Origin of the sequence: Pseudomonas sp. Z1-12, from assembly GCF_051132015.1 — a bacterium.
Taxonomy (GTDB): Bacteria; Pseudomonadota; Gammaproteobacteria; order Pseudomonadales; family Pseudomonadaceae; genus Aquipseudomonas; species Aquipseudomonas zanjanensis.
Genome location: NZ_CP071647.1, coordinates 6,608,194 through 6,626,467, shown reverse-complemented (window position 1 = coordinate 6,626,467; position 18,274 = coordinate 6,608,194). Strand labels below are relative to the sequence as shown.

Annotated in this window: 14 protein-coding genes and 1 pseudogene; 12 read left to right on the top strand and 3 right to left on the bottom strand. The window is 59.8% G+C overall.

Features of this window, described 5'->3' with window-relative positions:
• The 12 genes and pseudogenes from tssF (at window position 1) to J3P85_RS29015 (ending at window position 15,799) form a co-directional block, all read left to right on the top strand.
• Complete coding sequence (gene tssF, locus J3P85_RS29070; RefSeq protein WP_434704336.1) at window positions 1-1,788, top strand: type VI secretion system baseplate subunit TssF; 1,788 nt, start codon at window positions 1-3, stop codon at window positions 1,786-1,788.
• On the top strand, window positions 1,752-2,756 hold the full coding sequence (gene tssG, locus J3P85_RS29065) for a type VI secretion system baseplate subunit TssG (protein ID WP_434704335.1): 1,005 nt from the start codon (window positions 1,752-1,754) through the stop codon (window positions 2,754-2,756). The genes tssF and tssG overlap by 37 nt, the downstream gene beginning before the upstream one ends.
• A gap of 11 nt (window positions 2,757-2,767) precedes the next feature.
• The gene (tssH, locus tag J3P85_RS29060) at window positions 2,768-5,362 is read left to right on the top strand and encodes a type VI secretion system ATPase TssH (RefSeq protein WP_434704334.1); all 2,595 of its coding nucleotides are present in this window, start codon (window positions 2,768-2,770) and stop codon (window positions 5,360-5,362) included.
• A 1-nt stretch (window position 5,363) separates the two neighbouring features.
• A complete protein-coding gene (locus J3P85_RS29055) occupies window positions 5,364-6,884 on the top strand; it encodes a sigma 54-interacting transcriptional regulator (RefSeq protein WP_434704333.1) in 1,521 nt (506 codons plus the stop codon).
• A 61-nt stretch (window positions 6,885-6,945) separates the two neighbouring features.
• Window positions 6,946-7,086: a type VI secretion protein gene (locus J3P85_RS29050; RefSeq protein WP_434704332.1), complete on the top strand. Its 141-nt coding sequence runs from the start codon at window positions 6,946-6,948 to the stop codon at window positions 7,084-7,086.
• 20 nt (window positions 7,087-7,106) lie between these two features.
• A pseudogene (gene tagH, locus J3P85_RS29045) lies at window positions 7,107-7,898 on the top strand (type VI secretion system-associated FHA domain protein TagH); the annotation flags it as partial.
• Between the two features lie 59 nt (window positions 7,899-7,957).
• A complete protein-coding gene (tssJ, locus tag J3P85_RS29040) occupies window positions 7,958-8,461 on the top strand; it encodes a type VI secretion system lipoprotein TssJ (RefSeq protein ID WP_434704331.1) in 504 nt (167 codons plus the stop codon).
• Window positions 8,458-9,789 (top strand): type VI secretion system baseplate subunit TssK, encoded by a 1,332-nt coding sequence (gene tssK, locus J3P85_RS29035; protein ID WP_434704330.1) that lies wholly within the window; start codon window positions 8,458-8,460, stop codon window positions 9,787-9,789. The genes tssJ and tssK overlap by 4 nt, the downstream gene beginning before the upstream one ends.
• A gap of 5 nt (window positions 9,790-9,794) precedes the next feature.
• Window positions 9,795-10,658: a type IVB secretion system protein IcmH/DotU gene (gene icmH / locus J3P85_RS29030; RefSeq protein WP_434704329.1), complete on the top strand. Its 864-nt coding sequence runs from the start codon at window positions 9,795-9,797 to the stop codon at window positions 10,656-10,658.
• 13 nt (window positions 10,659-10,671) lie between these two features.
• A complete protein-coding gene (gene tssM / locus J3P85_RS29025; RefSeq protein ID WP_434704328.1) occupies window positions 10,672-14,145 on the top strand; it encodes a type VI secretion system membrane subunit TssM in 3,474 nt (1,157 codons plus the stop codon).
• Window positions 14,145-14,870: a PP2C family protein-serine/threonine phosphatase gene (locus tag J3P85_RS29020; RefSeq protein WP_434704327.1), complete on the top strand. Its 726-nt coding sequence runs from the start codon at window positions 14,145-14,147 to the stop codon at window positions 14,868-14,870. The genes tssM and J3P85_RS29020 overlap by 1 nt, the downstream gene beginning before the upstream one ends.
• 44 nt (window positions 14,871-14,914) lie before the next feature.
• Window positions 14,915-15,799 carry a serine/threonine-protein kinase gene (locus tag J3P85_RS29015; RefSeq protein WP_434706440.1) on the top strand — a complete coding sequence of 295 codons (885 nt, stop codon included), beginning with the start codon at window positions 14,915-14,917 and terminating at the stop codon, window positions 15,797-15,799.
• 679 nt (window positions 15,800-16,478) lie between these two features.
• Here J3P85_RS29015 and J3P85_RS29010 read toward each other — a convergent pair.
• The 3 genes from J3P85_RS29010 to J3P85_RS29000 form a co-directional block, all read right to left on the bottom strand.
• Window positions 16,479-16,838, bottom strand: a complete 360-nt coding sequence (locus tag J3P85_RS29010; protein WP_434704326.1) for a DUF6124 family protein — start codon at window positions 16,836-16,838, stop codon at window positions 16,479-16,481.
• A 537-nt stretch (window positions 16,839-17,375) separates the two neighbouring features.
• Window positions 17,376-17,987 (bottom strand): DUF1349 domain-containing protein, encoded by a 612-nt coding sequence (locus J3P85_RS29005; RefSeq protein ID WP_434706439.1) that lies wholly within the window; start codon window positions 17,985-17,987, stop codon window positions 17,376-17,378.
• A gap of 33 nt (window positions 17,988-18,020) precedes the next feature.
• Complete coding sequence (locus J3P85_RS29000; RefSeq protein WP_434704325.1) at window positions 18,021-18,221, bottom strand: hypothetical protein; 201 nt, start codon at window positions 18,219-18,221, stop codon at window positions 18,021-18,023.
• Between the last annotated feature and the right edge of the window lie 53 nt (window positions 18,222-18,274).

The following is an 18,274-nucleotide window of genomic DNA, read 5'->3' as shown; positions in this document are numbered from 1 at the left end:
ATGTCGTTCAATCATTACTACCAGAGCGAACTGACGGCGCTCCGCCAGTTGGGTCGATGTTTCGCCGAGCGCAACCCGGCATTGGCACCCTTTCTCGGGCAGGCCGGACGGGATCCGGATGTAGAGCGGCTATTGGAGGGGTTTGCATTCCTGACCGGGCGGCTGCGCCAGAAGCTCGACGACCAGTTGCCGGAGCTGAGTCATTCGCTGATGCAACTGTTGTGGCCGAACTACATGCGGCCATTGCCAGCCTTCGGCATTTTGCAGTTCGATCCGCTGCAGCGATCTGGGCCCGCGTTTCGGGTCGAGCGCGATACGCCGGTCGAAAGCAAGCCGGTCCAGCAGGTGAGTTGTCGTTTCCTTACCTGTTACCCCACCGACGTCCTCGCGCTTGATCTGACCCAGCTGAGTTATTCGGTAAAAGGGGAGGGCTCGCTGTTGAGCTTGCATCTTCAGATGCGTTGCGACGGTCATTTGGGCGAGCTGCAACTGAGCCGCTTACGCCTGCATTTGACTGGCGAACGCTACATCAGCCAGATGCTCTATCTCAGCCTGCTGCGTAATCTTGAAGGTATCGAGCTGATCCCGTTGGACGGTACCGGCGAGGCCCTACGGACGGCAGATGGCAGCCCGACGACGTTCAGGCTTCCCGCTGACCGGGTACAGCCGGTCGGGTTTGCCGAGGAGGAAGCGCTGGTCCCGTACCCGCTGAATACCTTTCGTGGCTATCGCTACCTGCAAGAATATTTCGCTTTCCAGGACAAGTTCCTGTTCGTCGATATCAATGGCCTGGACGTGATCAACACCTTGCCGCATGGCAACATCGAGCAGATGCGAGGCCTGGAGCTGCGCTTCGATATTGGCAAAAGTGGTATCCAGCGAATGCGCCCGACGCTGGATAACATAAAGCTGTACTGCACGCCGATCGTCAATCTGTTCAAGCATGACGCCCAACCGATCCGCCTGGACAGCAAACAAGATGAGTACCTGCTGTTGCCAGCTGATTACGACCAGGAGCACTGCGGCGTGTTTTCGGTCGAAAGCGTCACCGGCTGGAGTCCCGGAGGCCTGGGTTATCAGGCCTATGTGCCGTTCGAATCCTTCGAGCACGATTCAAGCTTCGATGTGCCCCACAGCCGGCCCTATTACAGCGTTCGCCAGCGGCCTTCCTTGATGCACGACGGTCTGGACACCTGCCTGGGCTTTGGGGTCCGGCACGCTCACCCTCATGAAACCCTGTCGATCGAATTGATGTGCACCAACCGGAACCTGCCGCGCCAGCTCAAGCCCGGGGACATCGATCAACCCAGCGAAAAAAGCCCCGAGGCGCTGAGTTTCCGCAACATCGGTCCGGTCACGCCAAGTTTCGCGCCGCCACTCAACCGCGACTTCCTCTGGAAGTTGATCAGCAACATGTCACTCAACTATCTGTCGCTGGCCGACGTCAATGCGCTCAAGGTGATTCTCGAAACCTACGATTTTCCGCGTTACCACGACGAACAGGCAGAGAAAGTCAGCAAGCGTTTGCTCAATGGACTCAAGTCAATCCGGCACGAGGCTGTCGACCGCTTGCACCGGGGCTTGCCAGTGCGTGGCCTGCGCACTGAACTGACCATCGACCCGCTGGGTTACATCGGCGAGGGCGACCTGTTCGTCTTCGCTTCGGTCCTCAACGAGTTTTTCGCGTTGTATGCCAGCCTCAATTCGTACCACGAGTTGCGGGTGAACAGCACACAAGGAGAGGTGTACCAATGGACACCCCGCATGGGCCAACAGCCGCTTCTATAAACGTGCTGACGCAAGGGATACGCGAGTACTCGTTATTCCAGGCCGTGTTGCTGGTCATTGATCGGCTGCGCGAGGCTCATCCTGGTTTGGACGATGAAGCGCTGTATGACCGGTTGGAGTTCCAGGCCAACCCAAGCCTGGGTTTCCCGTCCAGCGACATTGATCGTGTGGAATTTTTTGAAGAACACGGCCAGGTGCGGGCGCGTCTTCGCTTGAACCTGATCAGCCTGGTGGGTGCGGGTTCGCCGTTGCCGGCGTTCTACGGTGAGCAGGCGGTAGGAGAGGAAAACGGCAATCCGACACGCGACTTTCTCGATGTCTTTCACCACCGTCTCCAACGGCTGATGCTGCCGATCTGGCGCAAGTATCGTTACTGCGCAAGTTTTCAGAGCGGTGCCCGAGACCCGTTTTCCGAACAGTTGTACGCACTGATCGGTTTGGGGGGCGAAGAGATTCGCAAGGCCAGCCAACTGAACTGGAAGCGTCTACTGCCGTACCTCGGCTTGCTGAGCCTGCGTGCCCATTCGGCGGCGTTGATCGAGGCCGTACTGCGTTACTACTTCAAGCACGTCGAACTGAACCTCGAACAGTGCATCGAGCGGCATGTGGACATTCTTGACGAACAGCGTAATCGCCTGGGGAGCGCCAACAGTCTGCTCGGCCAAGACCTGGTGATTGGCGAGCGGGTGCGCGACCGCAGCGGCAAGTTCCGGATCCATATCTACGAGCTGGACTGGCAGCGTTTCCACGAATTCCTGCCCGTCGGAAACGGTTACCGACCGTTGTGCGCGCTGGTGCAATTCACCCTGCGTGATCCCCTCGAATATGACATTCGCCTGGTCCTGCGCCAGCAGGCAATTCGTGCGTTGTGCATCGGAGAGCAGAACACCTGCCGCCTGGGGTGGACCAGTTGGCTGGGACACGAGCGCGCTGATGGCGTGGTGACCCTCGGTAGAAAAATTCATTAGGAATGGATGACATGATCAACGTAGACCTTCAGCAACTGATCCAGGCATTGGATGCCGAAACCAGGCGTGACCTGGAGCGCTCGGCCGAGCATTGCGTAGCCCATGGCGCTGACAAGGTCCTGGTGGAAGACTTGATGCTGAGTCTGCTGGAACGACCCCAGAGTCTGCTGGCGCGCGCCTTGCAGGATGCCCAGGTCAGTGCCAGCGAGTTGAGCACGGCCCTGCAACCGCGGATAGGGCACAGCGCTTCGCGCAACCCGGTATTCGCTCCGGAACTGGTGCAGTGGTTGCAGGATGCGCTGCTGGTGGCCAATCTCGAACTCGGCCGCAGCGACGTCGGACAAGCAGCGTTGCTCCTGGCGTTGCTGCGAAACCCGCTTCGCTACGCCGGGAGTGCTTATCTGGCGCTGCTTAACCGATTGAACATTGATCGGCTGAAAGCGTTCGCCCTGGCGCAACAGGCGCAACAGGCGCAACCGGTTGCCGGCCAGCCCATCACGTCGCACGGCTCCCTGCTGTCGCGCTTTACCCATGACCTGACCCGACAGGCCCGCGAAGGCCAACTCGACCCGGTGCTCTGTCGCGACGGCGAAATCAGGCAGATGATCGATATCCTCGTTCGTCGCCGCAAAAACAACCCAATCGTCGTCGGTGAAGCAGGGGTGGGCAAGACGGCCATCGTCGAAGGGCTGGCGTTGCGCATCGCCGCCGGGGAGGTTCCGTCGGTGCTTCAAGGCGTTGAATTGCTTTCACTGGATATGGGGCTGCTGCAGGCTGGCGCCAGCATCAAAGGAGAATTCGAGCGTCGTCTCAAGGGGGTGATCGACGAGGTCAAGGCTTCGCCAAACCCCATCATCCTGTTCATAGACGAGGCCCATACCTTGATCGGCGCGGGTAACCACGCCGGGGGCACCGATGCGGCCAACCTGCTCAAGCCGGCCCTGGCCCGAGGCGAGCTGCGTACCATCGCGGCGACCACCTGGGCCGAGTATAAAAAATACTTTGAAAAAGACCCGGCCCTGGCCCGTCGTTTCCAAGCGGTGCAATTGCACGAGCCGACCGTCAGCGAGGCAGTGACCATCCTGCGTGGCCTGGCCCGGGTCTACGAAAACAGTCATGGCGTCTACCTGCGCGATGACGCTGTGGTCACGGCAGCGCAATTGTCGGCCCGCTACCTGGCCGGTCGTCAGTTGCCGGACAAGGCCGTGGACGTGCTCGACACCGCCTGCGCTCGCGTGCGGATCAGCTTGGCCGCAGCCCCACAAAGCCTGGAGCGACTACGTGGTGAGTTGGCCGAAGGCGCGCGCCAACGCCAGGCGCTGCGTCGCGACGCAGAGGCTGGCCTGTCGGTTGATCTTCAGGCTCTGGAGGCGCTGGAGGTACGTCTGGCAGCCATCGAAGACGAGAGTCGCACGCTGGAAATCCAATGGACCGAGCAACGTATCCTCGCGGAACGTTTGCTGTCGCTGCGTCAGCAATTGGCCAGGGCACGGGAAAGCGCGGTGGATCAAGCCCACGATATCGAGGCGCTGGAAGCGGCCGTGCAGGAAACACACGACTCGCTGGTGGCCGCACAAACCCAGGAGCGCCTGGTCAGCTTTGAAGTTTGCCCGCGACTGGTCGCCGAAGTGATCCATGCCTGGACCGGTGTACCGCTGGCGCAACTGGCGCGCGAGCACAATCTGAAGGTGGCCAGTTTCGCCACAGACCTGCGTGCACGTATTCGTGGCCAGGAACCGGCCGTACAGGCGCTTGATCGCGCGATGCGTGCCGCCGCCGCAGGCTTGAACAAACCCGACGCCCCGGTAGGCGTATTTTTGTTGGTGGGCCCCAGTGGCGTCGGCAAGACTGAAACAGCACATGCCTTGGCCGACCTGCTCTATGGCGGTGAGCGTTTCCTCACAACGATCAACATGACCGAGTTCCAGGAGAAACATACCGTTTCCCGACTGATCGGAGCGCCGCCGGGCTACGTCGGTTTTGGCGAGGGCGGCATGCTCACCGAAGCTGTGCGGCAAAAACCCTACAGCGTGGTGTTGCTCGATGAGGTCGAAAAAGCCGACCCGGATGTATTGAACCTGTTCTACCAGATCTTCGACAAAGGCCTGGCCAATGATGGGGAAGGGCGGGAAATCGATTTTCGCAACACCCTGATTCTGATGACATCGAACCTGGGCAGTGAGTGTATCGACGAGCTGTGCGAAAACGGCTCACGACCAAGTGCCGAGCACCTTGAGGAATCCATTCGACCGATCCTCAGCAACCATTTCAAGCCAGCGCTGCTGGCCCGCATGCGCGTGGTGCCGTATTACCCGATCAGCGGGCCTGTGCTGCGTGAACTGGTGGAAATCAAACTCGACCGCCTGGGCGAGCGGTTGCGTCGACGTCAGTTGGGCTTCAGTTATTGCGAGCACCTCGTGAGCCACCTGGTCGAGCGCTGCAGTCGCAATGATCGTGGAGCGCGGCTGATTGATCAATTGCTCGACCAGCACCTGATGTCGCTGGTTGCCGACCGCTTGCTCGCGGCCATGGCCGGCGGCGAACCGATACGGCATGTACGCGCGGTGCTCAAGGGTGAAGCCAGTGTCGCGTGCGAGTTCTCCTGAAATGGGCGCTCTGTTCAAGAAACTCTCGCAGCCGCTGGACTATGCCGAAGCGCTCTTGGCGCAGTTCTCCAACCTCTCGCTTTTGACGGAAGGTGAGGCGTTGGTGGGGAATTTCATCCAGGGTGTGTCGCGGCTCAGCGGTTGTGAGCTGGTGCAGTTGTATGTGCTCGATGCCACCGGTACGCGCCTGGAAATAAACAGCGAATGCCTGGAAGGCCAGTTGCATTTTCGTGACCCGCAAAGCTTGCCTTCCGATTACCAGGCTGAACAATTGTTGCAATTCTCCCTGGGCCAGAACCGTGTTGTGTGCCTCGGGTCGTTGAGCGACAGCGTTCACGAAACCCGCTTCCTGCCATCCCGGGCCACACCTTGGCAGTCACTGCTTTGTGTTCCCCTGGTCGACCCGCAGAGTAGCGTCGGTGGCTTGTTGTTGTGTGCCAGTGCTCAGCATCTCGACTTGCATGGCGTCGCTGAATCCCTGGGGCATCTCGGGGCCTTCGCCCTTGGCCAGATGCATCTGCTGCAGCGTCTGCACCGTCCGGCCGAGGCACCTGTTACCTCAAGCCTGCCGAGCGGCATCAGCTACGGCCTGATCGGCAAGAGCGTGGCCATGCGCAAGACCTGCTCATTGATCAGTAAGGTCCTGCACAGTCCCTATACCGTCTTGCTGCGGGGCGAAACCGGTACCGGCAAGGAGGTGGTGGCCCGGGCCCTCCATGACCACGGTCCGCGTCGATCCAAGGCGTTTATCGTGCAGAACTGTGCGGCGGTCCCCGAGAATTTGCTGGAGAGTGAGCTTTTCGGCTATCGCAGAGGGGCGTTCACCGGTGCCGATCGAGACCGTGCCGGGCTGTTCGACGTGGCTAACGGCGGCACGCTGCTGTTGGACGAAATTGGCGATATGCCGTTGTCCCTGCAAGCCAAGTTGCTGCGAGTGTTGCAGGAGGGCGAAATTCGTCCGTTGGGGTCCAACGACACTCATCACGTCGACGTACGCATCGTTGCCGCGACTCATCGCGACCTTAAACAATTGATGGAGGAGGGCAAGTTCCGCGAAGACCTGTATTACCGTCTCGCACAGTTTCCGATTCAGTTACCGGCGTTGCGTCAGCGCGACGGCGACATCATCGAACTGGCGCGGCATTTTGCCGACAAGGCTTGCACGCTGCTGCAGCGTGATCCGGTGTGTTGGTCAGACGCGGCGCTCGATCACCTGTCGGCCTACGGCTTCCCGGGGAACGTCCGGGAACTCAAGAGCGTCGTGGAAAGGGCTGTGCTCCTGTGCGAGGGCGGCGAACTGCTCATCGAGCACTTTGCATTGCACATCGAGACCCCTTCCGAGCGCGGCCGCATCAACCTGCGTGAGCGGATGGAGCAGATCGAACGTGGTTTGCTGATCGATTGCTTGCGCGAGAACTCGGGCAACAAGACCCGCGCCGCCCGCGAGCTCGGCCTGCCGCTGCGCACCTTGATCTATCGCCTCGCGCGCCTGAACGTCCAGCGTGGTGATTTCAATGACTGACCCTTTCTTCGCGTTATTCGTAACCGTTTCAGTCCGGTCCTCTCATTCTGGAGACTTTTTGATGCCTGTCTTTTCCTGGCGAGCCGTCCTGTCGGCGATTCTCGTGTCATTGGCCCTGGGCGGTTGTAACGCCAATTACAAATTCAACGACAGTGATTATCGCCCTCTGGGTGATCCGCAGGCGGTCAATCGCGGCAAGTGATGCCAAGGAGCTTTTGATAGATGGAACTTGTTTTTAAAGTGCTCAATGCCAGCCAGTTCGTTCCCTCACAGCTGTGCCGGAAGACCTTCGGGCCGACCGGCGGCGTGATCGGGCGGGGCGAGGGCTGCCACTGGCTCATTCCTGACCGCGAGCGCCTGTTGTCCAAGCGTCACGCGCAGGTCAGCTTTCGTGACGGCGCATTTTTCCTGACCGACACCAGTGGCAATGGCACGACCCATCGCGAAAGCGGCGTGCGCCTGCCCAGGGGCGAGCCGATACCCATACTGGATGGGAATGCCTACATCATGGGCGATTTCGAGATCCTCGCACGGCTGGTCTCCGGGCCGGCGGACAAGCCTGCCGAAGCGAGCCGCCCGAGGCCGATCGACAGTCTCATTCCCGATGACGCCTTTCTGGAGCTCGATCCGCTGAAGGCGTTGGATCAGCAGGACCGGGCCTTGCTGGACATCGATGAGCTGATAAATCCTGCGACCGTCCCGCCGGATGCCCTTGGGCGGCCGGATTATGCGCGTATCGACATGGAAAGCCTGCTCTTGCCGGAGCTGGTCGGAGCGCCAGTCGAACCAGGGCCCGCCCCCATCCAGCCCACCGAAACTATTGGCCACCCCCACGACGGCTTTTGGCAGCGCTTCGGTACGGCCTTGGGCATGGATCTCGAAAGCCTGGACGGCAAGGCCCGCGAAGCCCTGGCGATCAACGCCGCGCTGCTGCTCAAGCAAAGCATTCAGGGCTTGCAACAGAGCCTGCGTATTCGCTCGGAGATGAAAGACGAACTGCGCCTGACCCAGACCTATGAAAAGCAGGTTCGCTTGATTGCCAGCCTGCAAATCGACCACCACGGATGATGTCCATGTTGCACTGCACGATGCACCTACCCAAGATTTTGATTGCGCTCGCCACGACTCTGCTGCTGGCCGGTTGCACCGCGCTGTCGCCCTTTTCAACGATGACCAAGCTCAACCTCACCCTGACGGCCAATGATCGACTCAACCCTGATCTCAATGGCCGGCCATCGCCGGTGGTGGTGCGGTTGTTCGAACTCAAGCATCCGGTGGCTTTTGAAAATGCCGACTTCTTCAGCCTCTATGAGCGTCCGAGGGAAACACTGGCCCCTGATCTGGTTGCCAGCGAGGAGTTGGAACTACGTCCGGGGGAAACCGTCGAGCTCAGGCTCGGTATCACCGGGAATGGCCGTTACGTCGGCCTGCTCGCGGCGTACCGTGACCTGCCGCACGCCCGCTGGCGCTATACGCTGCCAGTGGCTGCGGCGCAGTTGACCGAAGCAAGCGTGACCCTCGACGAGGAGGGGATCGCCAACACGTTTGAGCGACTGGCCAAGGTGGCTGACCGATGAATCACGACAAGGTCATCTGGCAGGAAGGCATGCTGTTGCGCCCCCAACATTTGCAACACAACGATCGCTACTTCGACCACCAGTTGAAGGTTCGCACCCGGTTGCTGGCCAGCTACGCCTGGGGCTTCCTGGCGCTTGAGATCGATCTGCAATTCCTCAACATGGGGCAACTGGTGGTCAGCCAGGCCAGCGGGGTCCTGCCTGATGGCAGCCTGTTCGAACTGGGTGGCAACGCCGAGCCGCTGGCCTTGGAAGTACCGTCCAATACCCGCAATACCCCGATTTACCTTGCGCTGCCATTGGTGACCGGCAATCACATCGAGTCCCGTCGTCCAGAGCAGTCTGACGTGTTGGCGCGCTATACCGTCTACGACGCACAGGTGAGCGACTCCAACGCCGGAGAGGCCGGAGGGAGCCAAATCAGTTGCGGTCGTCCGGACTTGCGCCTGCTGTTGGGCGAGCAGCAGAGTGATCATGCGTTCGTGAAGCTCAAGCTCTGTGAAGTGCTCGATACCACGGCCGATGGGGTGATCAGGCTCGATCCGAACTTTGTACCGACCTTCATCCAGGCTCGCGCTTCCCACTACTTGCTGTCGTGTCTCAAGGAAATCATCGGCATGCTTGCCCATCGAGGCGACACCCTGGCTGAGCGGATCCGCTCCAATGGCAAGGCCGGTGGTGCGCAAGTCGGCGATTTCATGATGTTGCAACTGATCAACCGCAATGAACTGTTGCTGCGTCATGACCTGGATCTGGAGCAGGTGCACCCCGAAACGCTGTACCGAACGCTACTGGCGCTGCTGGGTGACTTGGCAACATTCTCCAGTGACAGCAAGCGACCAACGCTCAACAACCGCTACCAGCACAGCGACCAAGGCGCATGTTTTCGAAGCCTGATGCAAGCGATTCGCCAGGTCCTGTCGATGGTGCTCGAGCAACACGCTATCGAACTGCCGCTGCAGCCGCGCCAATACGGAATCATCGTCTCGCCGGTGCAGGACCTGTCGCTGCTGGACACCGCTTCATTCGTGCTGGCGGCAAGTGCCTACTGTGACAGCGAAGAGCTGCGCCATCGATTGCCGGCGCACCTCAAGGTCGGTTCGGTGGAGCACATCCGCCAATTGGTCAACCTGCATCTGCCCGGCATCAAGATAAGGCCTTTGCCCGTGGCCCCGCGGCAGATCGCGTTCCATGCCAACAAAACCTATTTCATTCTCGAGCCCAACGCCGAAGACCTGGCGCAACTGAAGCGTTCCGCAGGTTTTGCATTCCATGTCAGCGGTGATTTCGCCGAGCTTGAATTGAATTTCTGGGCCATCAGGAACTGAACCAAATGGATAAGGAACATCTTCAGGATGAAACAACGGTCCTGCTCGACCAACATGGACAACGCCCTGCTTCAGTGCCTTTGACGGACGCTGCCCCGCCGCCGCGTTTCGAACAGTTGCAAGAGCGAATGATCTACGCCGCGCACCTGCCGCAGCCCCAGACGTTCACGGTCAGCCTCAATCCGCTGGTCGCGGCGGCGTCCGGATTGCTGTCGCACATGGTTCAGCTCAAGCACGGCCGCGAACGCGAGGACCTGCACGCCCTTAAAGGGGAATTGAAGCGGAGCCTGGAACAGTTCGAAGCCTGTGCCTTGCAGGGCGGTGTTGAAAGCAGTCAGTTGATCGCCGCGCGTTACGTGTTGTGCACCGCGATTGATGAGGCGATTGTCACCACGCCGTGGGGCCACGGGGGCGGTTGGTCACAGATAAGTTTGCTCAGCACCTTCCACAACGAAACCTTTGGTGGCGAGAAAGTCTTTCAATTGCTTGAGCGCTTATCGAAGAACCCCCTCAAGCACTTGCCCATGCTGGAGTTGTTGTACTTGTGCCTATCCCTGGGCTTCGAAGGCAAATACCGGATTCAGACCCGCGGAATGCTCGAACTCGAAAGCCTGCGTGACGCCCTGTATCGGTTGATTCGCCAGACCCGCGGCGACACCCCACGTGAACTGTCACCTCACTGGGAGGGCTTGGGCGGCGCGCGACGCCGTCCGATGCGCATTGTCCCGACTTGGATGGTCGCGGCTTTCACGCTGGCCTGCCTGGGGGTGATGTACGCGAGTTTCGCCTGGGTATTGGATGAGCAACGCAAAAGCGTATTGCAACCTTATCAACTGTCAGAACCGGTCGCCGCTCAGCCGCTGCCGTAAACAGGGACGTGTCATGAAATCGCTTTTCAGGAAAATCAGTGCCTGGGTACGCCAGACCTGGGTTTGGACGCTGCTGCTGGTGCTTAGTGTCGCGCTGTTTGTGTGGTTCGCCGGGCCATTTCTGGCCGTCAATGACTACAAGTTCTGGGCGAGCCCGACGGCGCGACTGCTGACTGTCGCCGTGCTTGCGCTGGGCTGGGGCCTTGGCATGGTTTTCGTCAACGGGCGCGCCGGTTCAAGGGCGAATTCCCAACAAAACGCCCCCGATCAGGCTCGAACCCTGCATCAGGCCAGGATTGATGATGAGCGGCGCGAAGTGCGCTCGCGCTTCAAGCAGGCCTTAACCACGTTAAGGTCCTCGAACCTTTATTCCGGCCGCAGCGATCTGCCCTGGTATCTGCTGATAGGCCCGCCTGGCAGCGGTAAAACCCATCTGCTGGAGTGCTCGGGTCTGGATTTTTCGTTCAATAGGCTAACGCGAAGCGCGGTCAACAACGGATCCGGTACTCGGCATTGTGATTGGTATTTTGCCGAGCCCGCCGTGCTGGTCGATACCGCCGGGCGCTACCTGACCCAACCGGACAGCGAACTTGACGGCAGCGGCTGGACTGTATTGCTCGAACTGTTGCGCAAGCATCGCCGCAGTCGCCCGTTGGGTGGTGTGCTGGTGACCGTGCCGTCCGAGGTCCTGTTACTGGGCAGCGAGGATGAAGTTACTACACTGGCCCGCCAGATTCGTGGTCGCCTGCAGGAACTGCAACGGCGACTGCGCATCGATGTCCCGATTTACCTGATCCTGAGCAAAGCGGACAGCGTGCCCGGTTTTAACGAGTTTTTTGATTCACTGACTCGCGAGGAAAACGACCAGGTACTGGGCGCGAGTTTCAGCCGGGACTCGCGCGACAGTGACATCACCGTGTTACGTGCTGAGTTCGAGGCACTGCTGCATCGGCTCAACAGCCAAATGATCATGCGCATGCATCAGGAGCGCGACACGTTGCGCCGTAGCCGCATGCTTGATTTTCCCCACCAACTTGGACAACTCGGCACCAGCCTGAGCCTACTGGCCGAACAGGCATTCAGCGGCAATGTCGGAACGTTGCGTGGTTTCTATCTGACCTGCGCATCGTCGCAGGACCGTTCGGCGGCCCCGACCTCCGAGCCCGTAAATTCGGGCTTGAGGGCCAGCCATAGCGCGCCTGGACGGCGCTCGCGATTCATTCATCACCTGCTCAGTCGGGTGATTTTTCCGGAAGCCGATCTGAGCGACCTCGTTCAGCGTGAACGCCGTCGTATTCATTGGGGACAGCGGGCGTTGTACCTGGGAGCGCTGACGGTCGTTGGCCTGTGCGGGCTGTTGTGGGCGAACGCTTTTTCGATCAATCACGATCGGTTGGACAGCTTGCGTACGCTGGCGCAGCGCTGGGATCGGCAACAATCGACCCCAGCGAGCACCGATGATTGGACTGCGACGCTCGAATCATTGGATATCCGCTTCGAGGCCACTCGGGTGTTCCCACCCTACAAAGCGGTGCCGTTGCATGAGCGTGTCGGTCTGTATCAGGGTGAAGCGACCAAGGCTGCGGTGACCGACGCATACGAGCGCGAATTGCAGGCGCAACTATTGCCAAGGATCGCGAAGAGGCTGGAGGAACATGTCCGCAAAAACCGGGATGATCGCGGGCAACTGCTCGATAGCCTGCGCGCGTACTTGATGCTGGGCTTGAAGGAGCGTCGCGATGTCGCCTGGCTCAAGGATCGGGTGGCCAAAGACGGATCGCTTCGTTACCCCGGCAACACGGCGCTGCAAGAGCGTTTGAATGCTCACTTTGCGCGCCTGTTGGAGCTGCCCTTCATTCAGGTGCTCAACGAGCCACTGGTGACCCAGGCCCGGGAGGCCCTTCGCCGTGAGTCCTTGGCTGCCGTCGTGTACAGGATGCTGCATGAACAGGCCAGTCATCTGCCGCCATATCGACTCAACCCACACCTGGGGTCACAAGGAGCGCTGCTGGTCGGCACTGACCGTGAGATTCCCGGTATCTATACCCGACAAGGTTATGAACGCTACTTTTCGGTTCGAGGTGCGACCCTCGTCACCGAACTGCTGCGGGACAACTGGGTGCTGGGAGAGAGTGAGAGTCTTAGTGCTATGGACATGCGGCGCCTGATGGTCGAGCTGGAGCAGCTGTATTTTCGTGATTATGCCGACCACTGGAGCGAGGCGGTCGGCCAGGTCGCCCTCCAGGCCATCAGCAATGCGGGCGAGGGCGCCGAGCAACTTGCGGGCCTGACCTCGGCTCATTCGCCGATTTTGCGGCTACTGGTACAGGTGCGCGAAAACACCCGCTTCCAGACTGTTGCCGAGGCATTCGACGACCTGACGCCAGCGGCGGGGAAGCAAGGAGCAGCCGATAAGAAACTTGCCGCCGTGGCGGGGAAAGCCGCTGCGTCCCTGACCGAACATCTGCCGGACACTGCGCAAAAATCCTTGCGACGGCGTTTCGAACCGCTGCATCGCCTATTGGATGAGGAGGGTGGGCCCACGGCTGATCTGGTCCAGGCCTTGCGTGCCCTCGATGAGGTGCAATTGCAATTGGCGAACCTGGCCCGGGCCAGTGCGCCGGAACAAGCAGCGTTCGAACTGGCCAGGCACCGCATGGATGGCCAGCGCGATGGGTTGAGCAAGCTGCGCAGTGCCTCTGCTCGCCTGCCGCGACCGGTCAATGGGTGGTTCAACGTACTGGCCGAGGACAGTTGGCGTTTGGTGCTCAACGACGCTTATCGTTACCTGAACCAGCGGTATCAGAGCGAGCTGTACAGCTTTTATGGCAAGGCGATCAGCAAGCGGTACCCGTTCAGCGCCCACAGTGCCAGCGACGTTGCGCTCAACGACTTCCGGGTATTTTTCAAGGACCAGGGCATCGTCGATCGATTCTTCAACCATTACATGCAGCCCTTCATCAGCGGCCCCGAAGGAAACTATCGCTTGCGCAGCATCGACGGCCAGAGCTTGCCGATGTCCCGGGTCTACCTGGATCAGATGGCGACCGCGCAGACCATCCGGCGGAGCTTTTTCGCCGATAACCCGAACGAACCGCAAGTGCAGTTCACGCTTGAACCGTACACGTTGGATCCGGCGGTGAGCCGTGCTGAATTCCGCTTTGGCGACCAGAGGTTTGAGTACCGCCACGGTCCGATCCTGCCGGTGGCGTTTACCTGGCCAAGTGACGCGCAGGATGGTCGAACCGCCCTGGTGCTGGACAAAATGGTCGGACGCGGCGTCGGCATAGAAAAAAATACCGGGCCGTGGTCACTGTTTCGTTTGTTCGACCTGATGCCGAGCGAATACCTGACCGGGCGCGATGTACGCGTGTTGAAGGCGGACTTGGGTGGCCTGCGTGCCAATTATTTGCTGACGAGCCAGCGCACACCGAACCCTTTCGACATGAGCGTGCTGCGCACATTCCGTCTGCCGGCGCAGCTTTGATGCCGCAATCAGGCCCCTGGCGCAGCGCCGCGCGTACGCATCCCGGCAAGACCCGGGCACGTAATGAGGATGCTTTTCTCGACAGCTCACAATGGGGAATGTGGGCTGTCGCTGACGGTATGGGCGGCCACTCGGGCGGTGACATCGCCAGCCAGTTGATCGTGGCCAACCTGACGGAACTGCCAGTCTGCCGGGACTTGGATCAACGTTCCAAGGCGGTGCGTCAATGCCTGCGCTGGACCAATCGGCGGCTGAGCCAGGAGCTTACCGTCACCGACGATCATCCCGGCATTACTGGCAGCACGGTGGTGGTGCTGTTGCTGGAAGGGAACCGCGGCGTGTGCATTTGGGCGGGCGATAGCCGTTGTTACTTGTGGCGCGGTCGACGGTTGTACCAATTGACCAAGGATCACTCATTGCAACAGCAACTGATGGACACGCAACACATCAGCCGCGATGAGGCCGGTGCTCACCCTGCGGCCAAAGCGTTGACCCGCGCAGTGGGCGCCGCGCCAGAACTGAAGTTGGAGGTGTTGGAACTGGATGTTCACCCGGGCGATACGTTCCTGCTGTGCAGCGACGGCCTGTATCAGGGCTTTGGCGCACTGGCCCTTGGCAATGCCTTGAGCCTGGCTTCGCCATGTAAGGTCCTGGAGCAGCTTTTCGATGTCGTCTTGCGTGGCCCGGCGCGGGATAACCTGACCGCCGTAGTGATCCGAGCGTGAATGAAGAGGGTGGCCATCCTACGTATTTCGCCTTTGCCAACCCGGTGCCCGCTGTGGCATCCGGTCAGCGTTGCCTCAGCGAAGCATCGGACCTGCTCGCAGGACGCTATCGCCTCGAACGCTTGCTGGGGGCGGGCGGCATGGGTGTTGTTTACCGCGCGCGGGATTTATTGCATGAACAATATGCCGACCCCGATCCGTACCTTGCGTTGAAGATGCTCAGTGGAGCATTCGACGAATCAGCCGATGCGAGCGCGCTGCTCTACAGCGAGTTCGCCCTGATGCGGCGATTGCACCATCCGAATATCTTGCGTCCCTACACCTTCGAAGTGGATGCCGCCCAACGGCGGGCTTTCATCACCATGGAGTTGATGCGCGGGCTGACCCTGGACCAATTGCTGTGCGAGCGCCCCCTGGGGCTGCCTTGGCCCGAACTGAAGGCGATCGCCGTGCCGTTGCTCGATGCCCTGGCGTATACCCATGGACGTGGCGTACTGCACGGCGATATGAAGCCCAGCAACATCATGTTGAGCGAAGAAGGGCTGCGCCTGTTCGATTTTGGCTTGGGCCTGGCCGAGGAAGGGCCTTCGCAGCACCTGCCGAACCTGAACCGTGAACGCCTCAACGCCTGGACTCCTGGTTACGCGGCGCCTGAATTGCTTGAAGGTGCGCCCCTATCAGCGAGTGCCGATGTCTATGGTGTGGCTTGCGTGTTGTATGAACTGGCGAGCGGCAAACACCCGTTCCGACGCCTGCCCGCCACCCAGGCTCGCGATGCCCGGTTGGAACGCACGCTCAAGGCCCCGCACAACCTGCCCAGGCATTGCTGGCCGGCGCTGCGAATGGCGTTGGCGTTTGATCCGGAGGAGCGGCGTATGGGGGCGGCTCGGTTACGCGATGCCTTGGGTGATGTTTCGTCCTGGTGGTGACATCCCCTGTGGAGCGAGCCTGCTCGCGAAGGCGGCAGCACACTACACCTGGCCTCAAGATGTACGCGATCCGTGGCAAGGGAGCTTGCTCCCGCTCGGCGGTGCAGCTGTCGTAGACCGGTTGACGCGGTCTGCCTGTGAGAAAGCGCCAGCCGTTTTGGGGCGGCTTCGCCACCCAGCGGGAGCAAGCTCCCTCGCCACAGGTTAGTGGTGTTGCCGCTAGCGTGGGTCGACGTTATCGAGCACTTGGTTCACCCGCGATGAAAACCCTTCGATCATTGTTGGATGCCTAGGGTGAGCGGTCCTAGCGAAACCCTCTTAACTTTTTGCTCTTGGTTTGGGATTTCTTAAGACGGCGAAGAAAATCTTCAGTTGAGGCGGTTTTTCTGATTTTTTCTTAACTCGCAGCGCCTCCTAAAAATAGTAAGGCAGAGCTACCGAACAGACGGCCACCACTGATCCTGTGGGAGCGAGCTTGCTCGCAATGGTGCCAGCACGTTACACACCCGTCTCAAAATATACTCGATCCCCGTGGCGAGGGAGCTTGCTCCCGCTCGGCGGCGTAGCCGTCGTAAACCGGCTGATGCAGTTTATCTGGAGAATGCGTCAGTCTGTTTTGGGGCGGCTTCGCCACCCAGCGGGAGCAAGCTCCCTCGCCACGGGGTTGGTGTTGCTGCGGTTAGCGTGGGTCGACGTTATCAAGCACACGGTTGGCCAGCATTGAACTCAGTTCGATCAGTTGCTGGATGCCGAGGGCAATGTGGCGGCGGGGGCCTTCCAGATCGAAGGCGAGGTTGCTGATCATCGCGTCGGCGGATGCCAGGTTTTCGCTGAGGTTAGCGAGCAGGCATTCGTTGTCGGCTTTTTTTGCCACGGTGAAGAGCAGGCCCGGTTTGGATGCATCTTCGGACTTTTCCGGTTTCGGTAGCAGGTAGTAATCCAAAGCGCGCTTTTCTGCTTCGTCTTGTTTCTTAGTCTTGGATTGAGTGGACGCAGAGGTGCGATCTGCTTCGGGGGGATTCGGTGTGATTTTGAACATGGTGCAGCTCCTTTCGTAAGAGGAACCATCACCGTCTGCCGCCAAGCAGATGGGGTGACGGGTTACGCAAGGTTGGCGGACCGGAACGAAAGGAACCCGGCATCCCCGAAGGGATCCTTGCGCAACCCGCCATAACATGGGAATGCCAATGCCAGAGGCATCGCAATCCTATTGGGGGCTGTTGCGCCTTTCGAGTACCGGGCCGCCAAGCCCGACCACTGATGGGCAGTGGCAGGGAAACGATAGAACCTGGGGACAAGGCGCACAAGCGGGCGGATTCTGGCGTAGTTGTAGGCAATGGCGCAAGGATTCGTAGCTTGGTGGAAGCGTTGGGGGGGGGGGAAGAATAAACAAGCCTTCGTAATGCCCTGAAATGCAGGGTGACGAAGCTCGCTCCCGCTCCGCGGCGCATCTTTCATAGAGCGGTTGATGCGGCGGGTCCGAAGGGTTGATCGAGCCGGTGGTCGAACACCCTCACTCCGCCTTTTAACTGGCCTGACAGCTTTACAAGGTAGGCCTGCCTTCGAACATGTCCGCTTAGCTCAAATCATGCAGGTCTCGCTCCAAGGGACGTGTCAAACACCACTCGGAAAACTTCACCTTCAGGCCTTGCCGCTGCGGTGTGCAGCAAATCGGGCCGACCAGATAACTTTCCGCCTCAGGAAAGGGTGCGAGCCTAAGCAACGGCCAGTTCAGGCCATCCGTTGAATATTGCAAGCGCAGCACGCCATTGGCGACGGTCATGCGAAGCCAAAAGTCGCCGGGGTTGCCGGAAAAATAGCTAGGCGCCCAGTCCGAACGGCCCTGGGTGAGGACGCTACTGATCATTGGGTTCCCATCGTTGAACTCTATCCCTGCCTTGACCCAGGTCTCCTCGTTGAGCCTGACCATGATGCCAGCTTGATCGTAAAGCTCGCGAAAGTCGGCGTTGACTCTGACTTGAGCGGTAAAGCCTCCGGCGGTTGGGAACCCCAGGAAATGTCCGCTTTCGCGTATGAAACCGTAGTGGGTTTCACGCCAAAAGTCGGTCTGGAGATCAGTGATCACCTCCAATGAACCGTCTGAGTAGACGAGAGAATGGCTCGGTTTATTTAACCACTTGGCAGCTCGCCATATAGAGCCTTCAAAATGCTGGTTGGCCACTGCCATCTGCTTTTTATCGACCAAGCTACCCTCCACAATTTATCGCTGAACATGGGTGATAAGAATCTGGCTTGCGCAGAACCAAGCGGGGTCGGCGGCGTAGCCGTCGTAAACTGGCTGACGCGGTTTGCCTGGAAGAATGCGCCAGCCCTGTTGTAGGGCGGCTTCGCCATCCAGCGAGAGCAAGCTCCCTCGCCACGGGATTTGCGTTTCGGAACAAATTCCGTGGCGTTCGCTCATCGGCTTTCGCTCGTTTGAAATGGGGCCTTGATCGATGCGATGCAGCGCTCGTT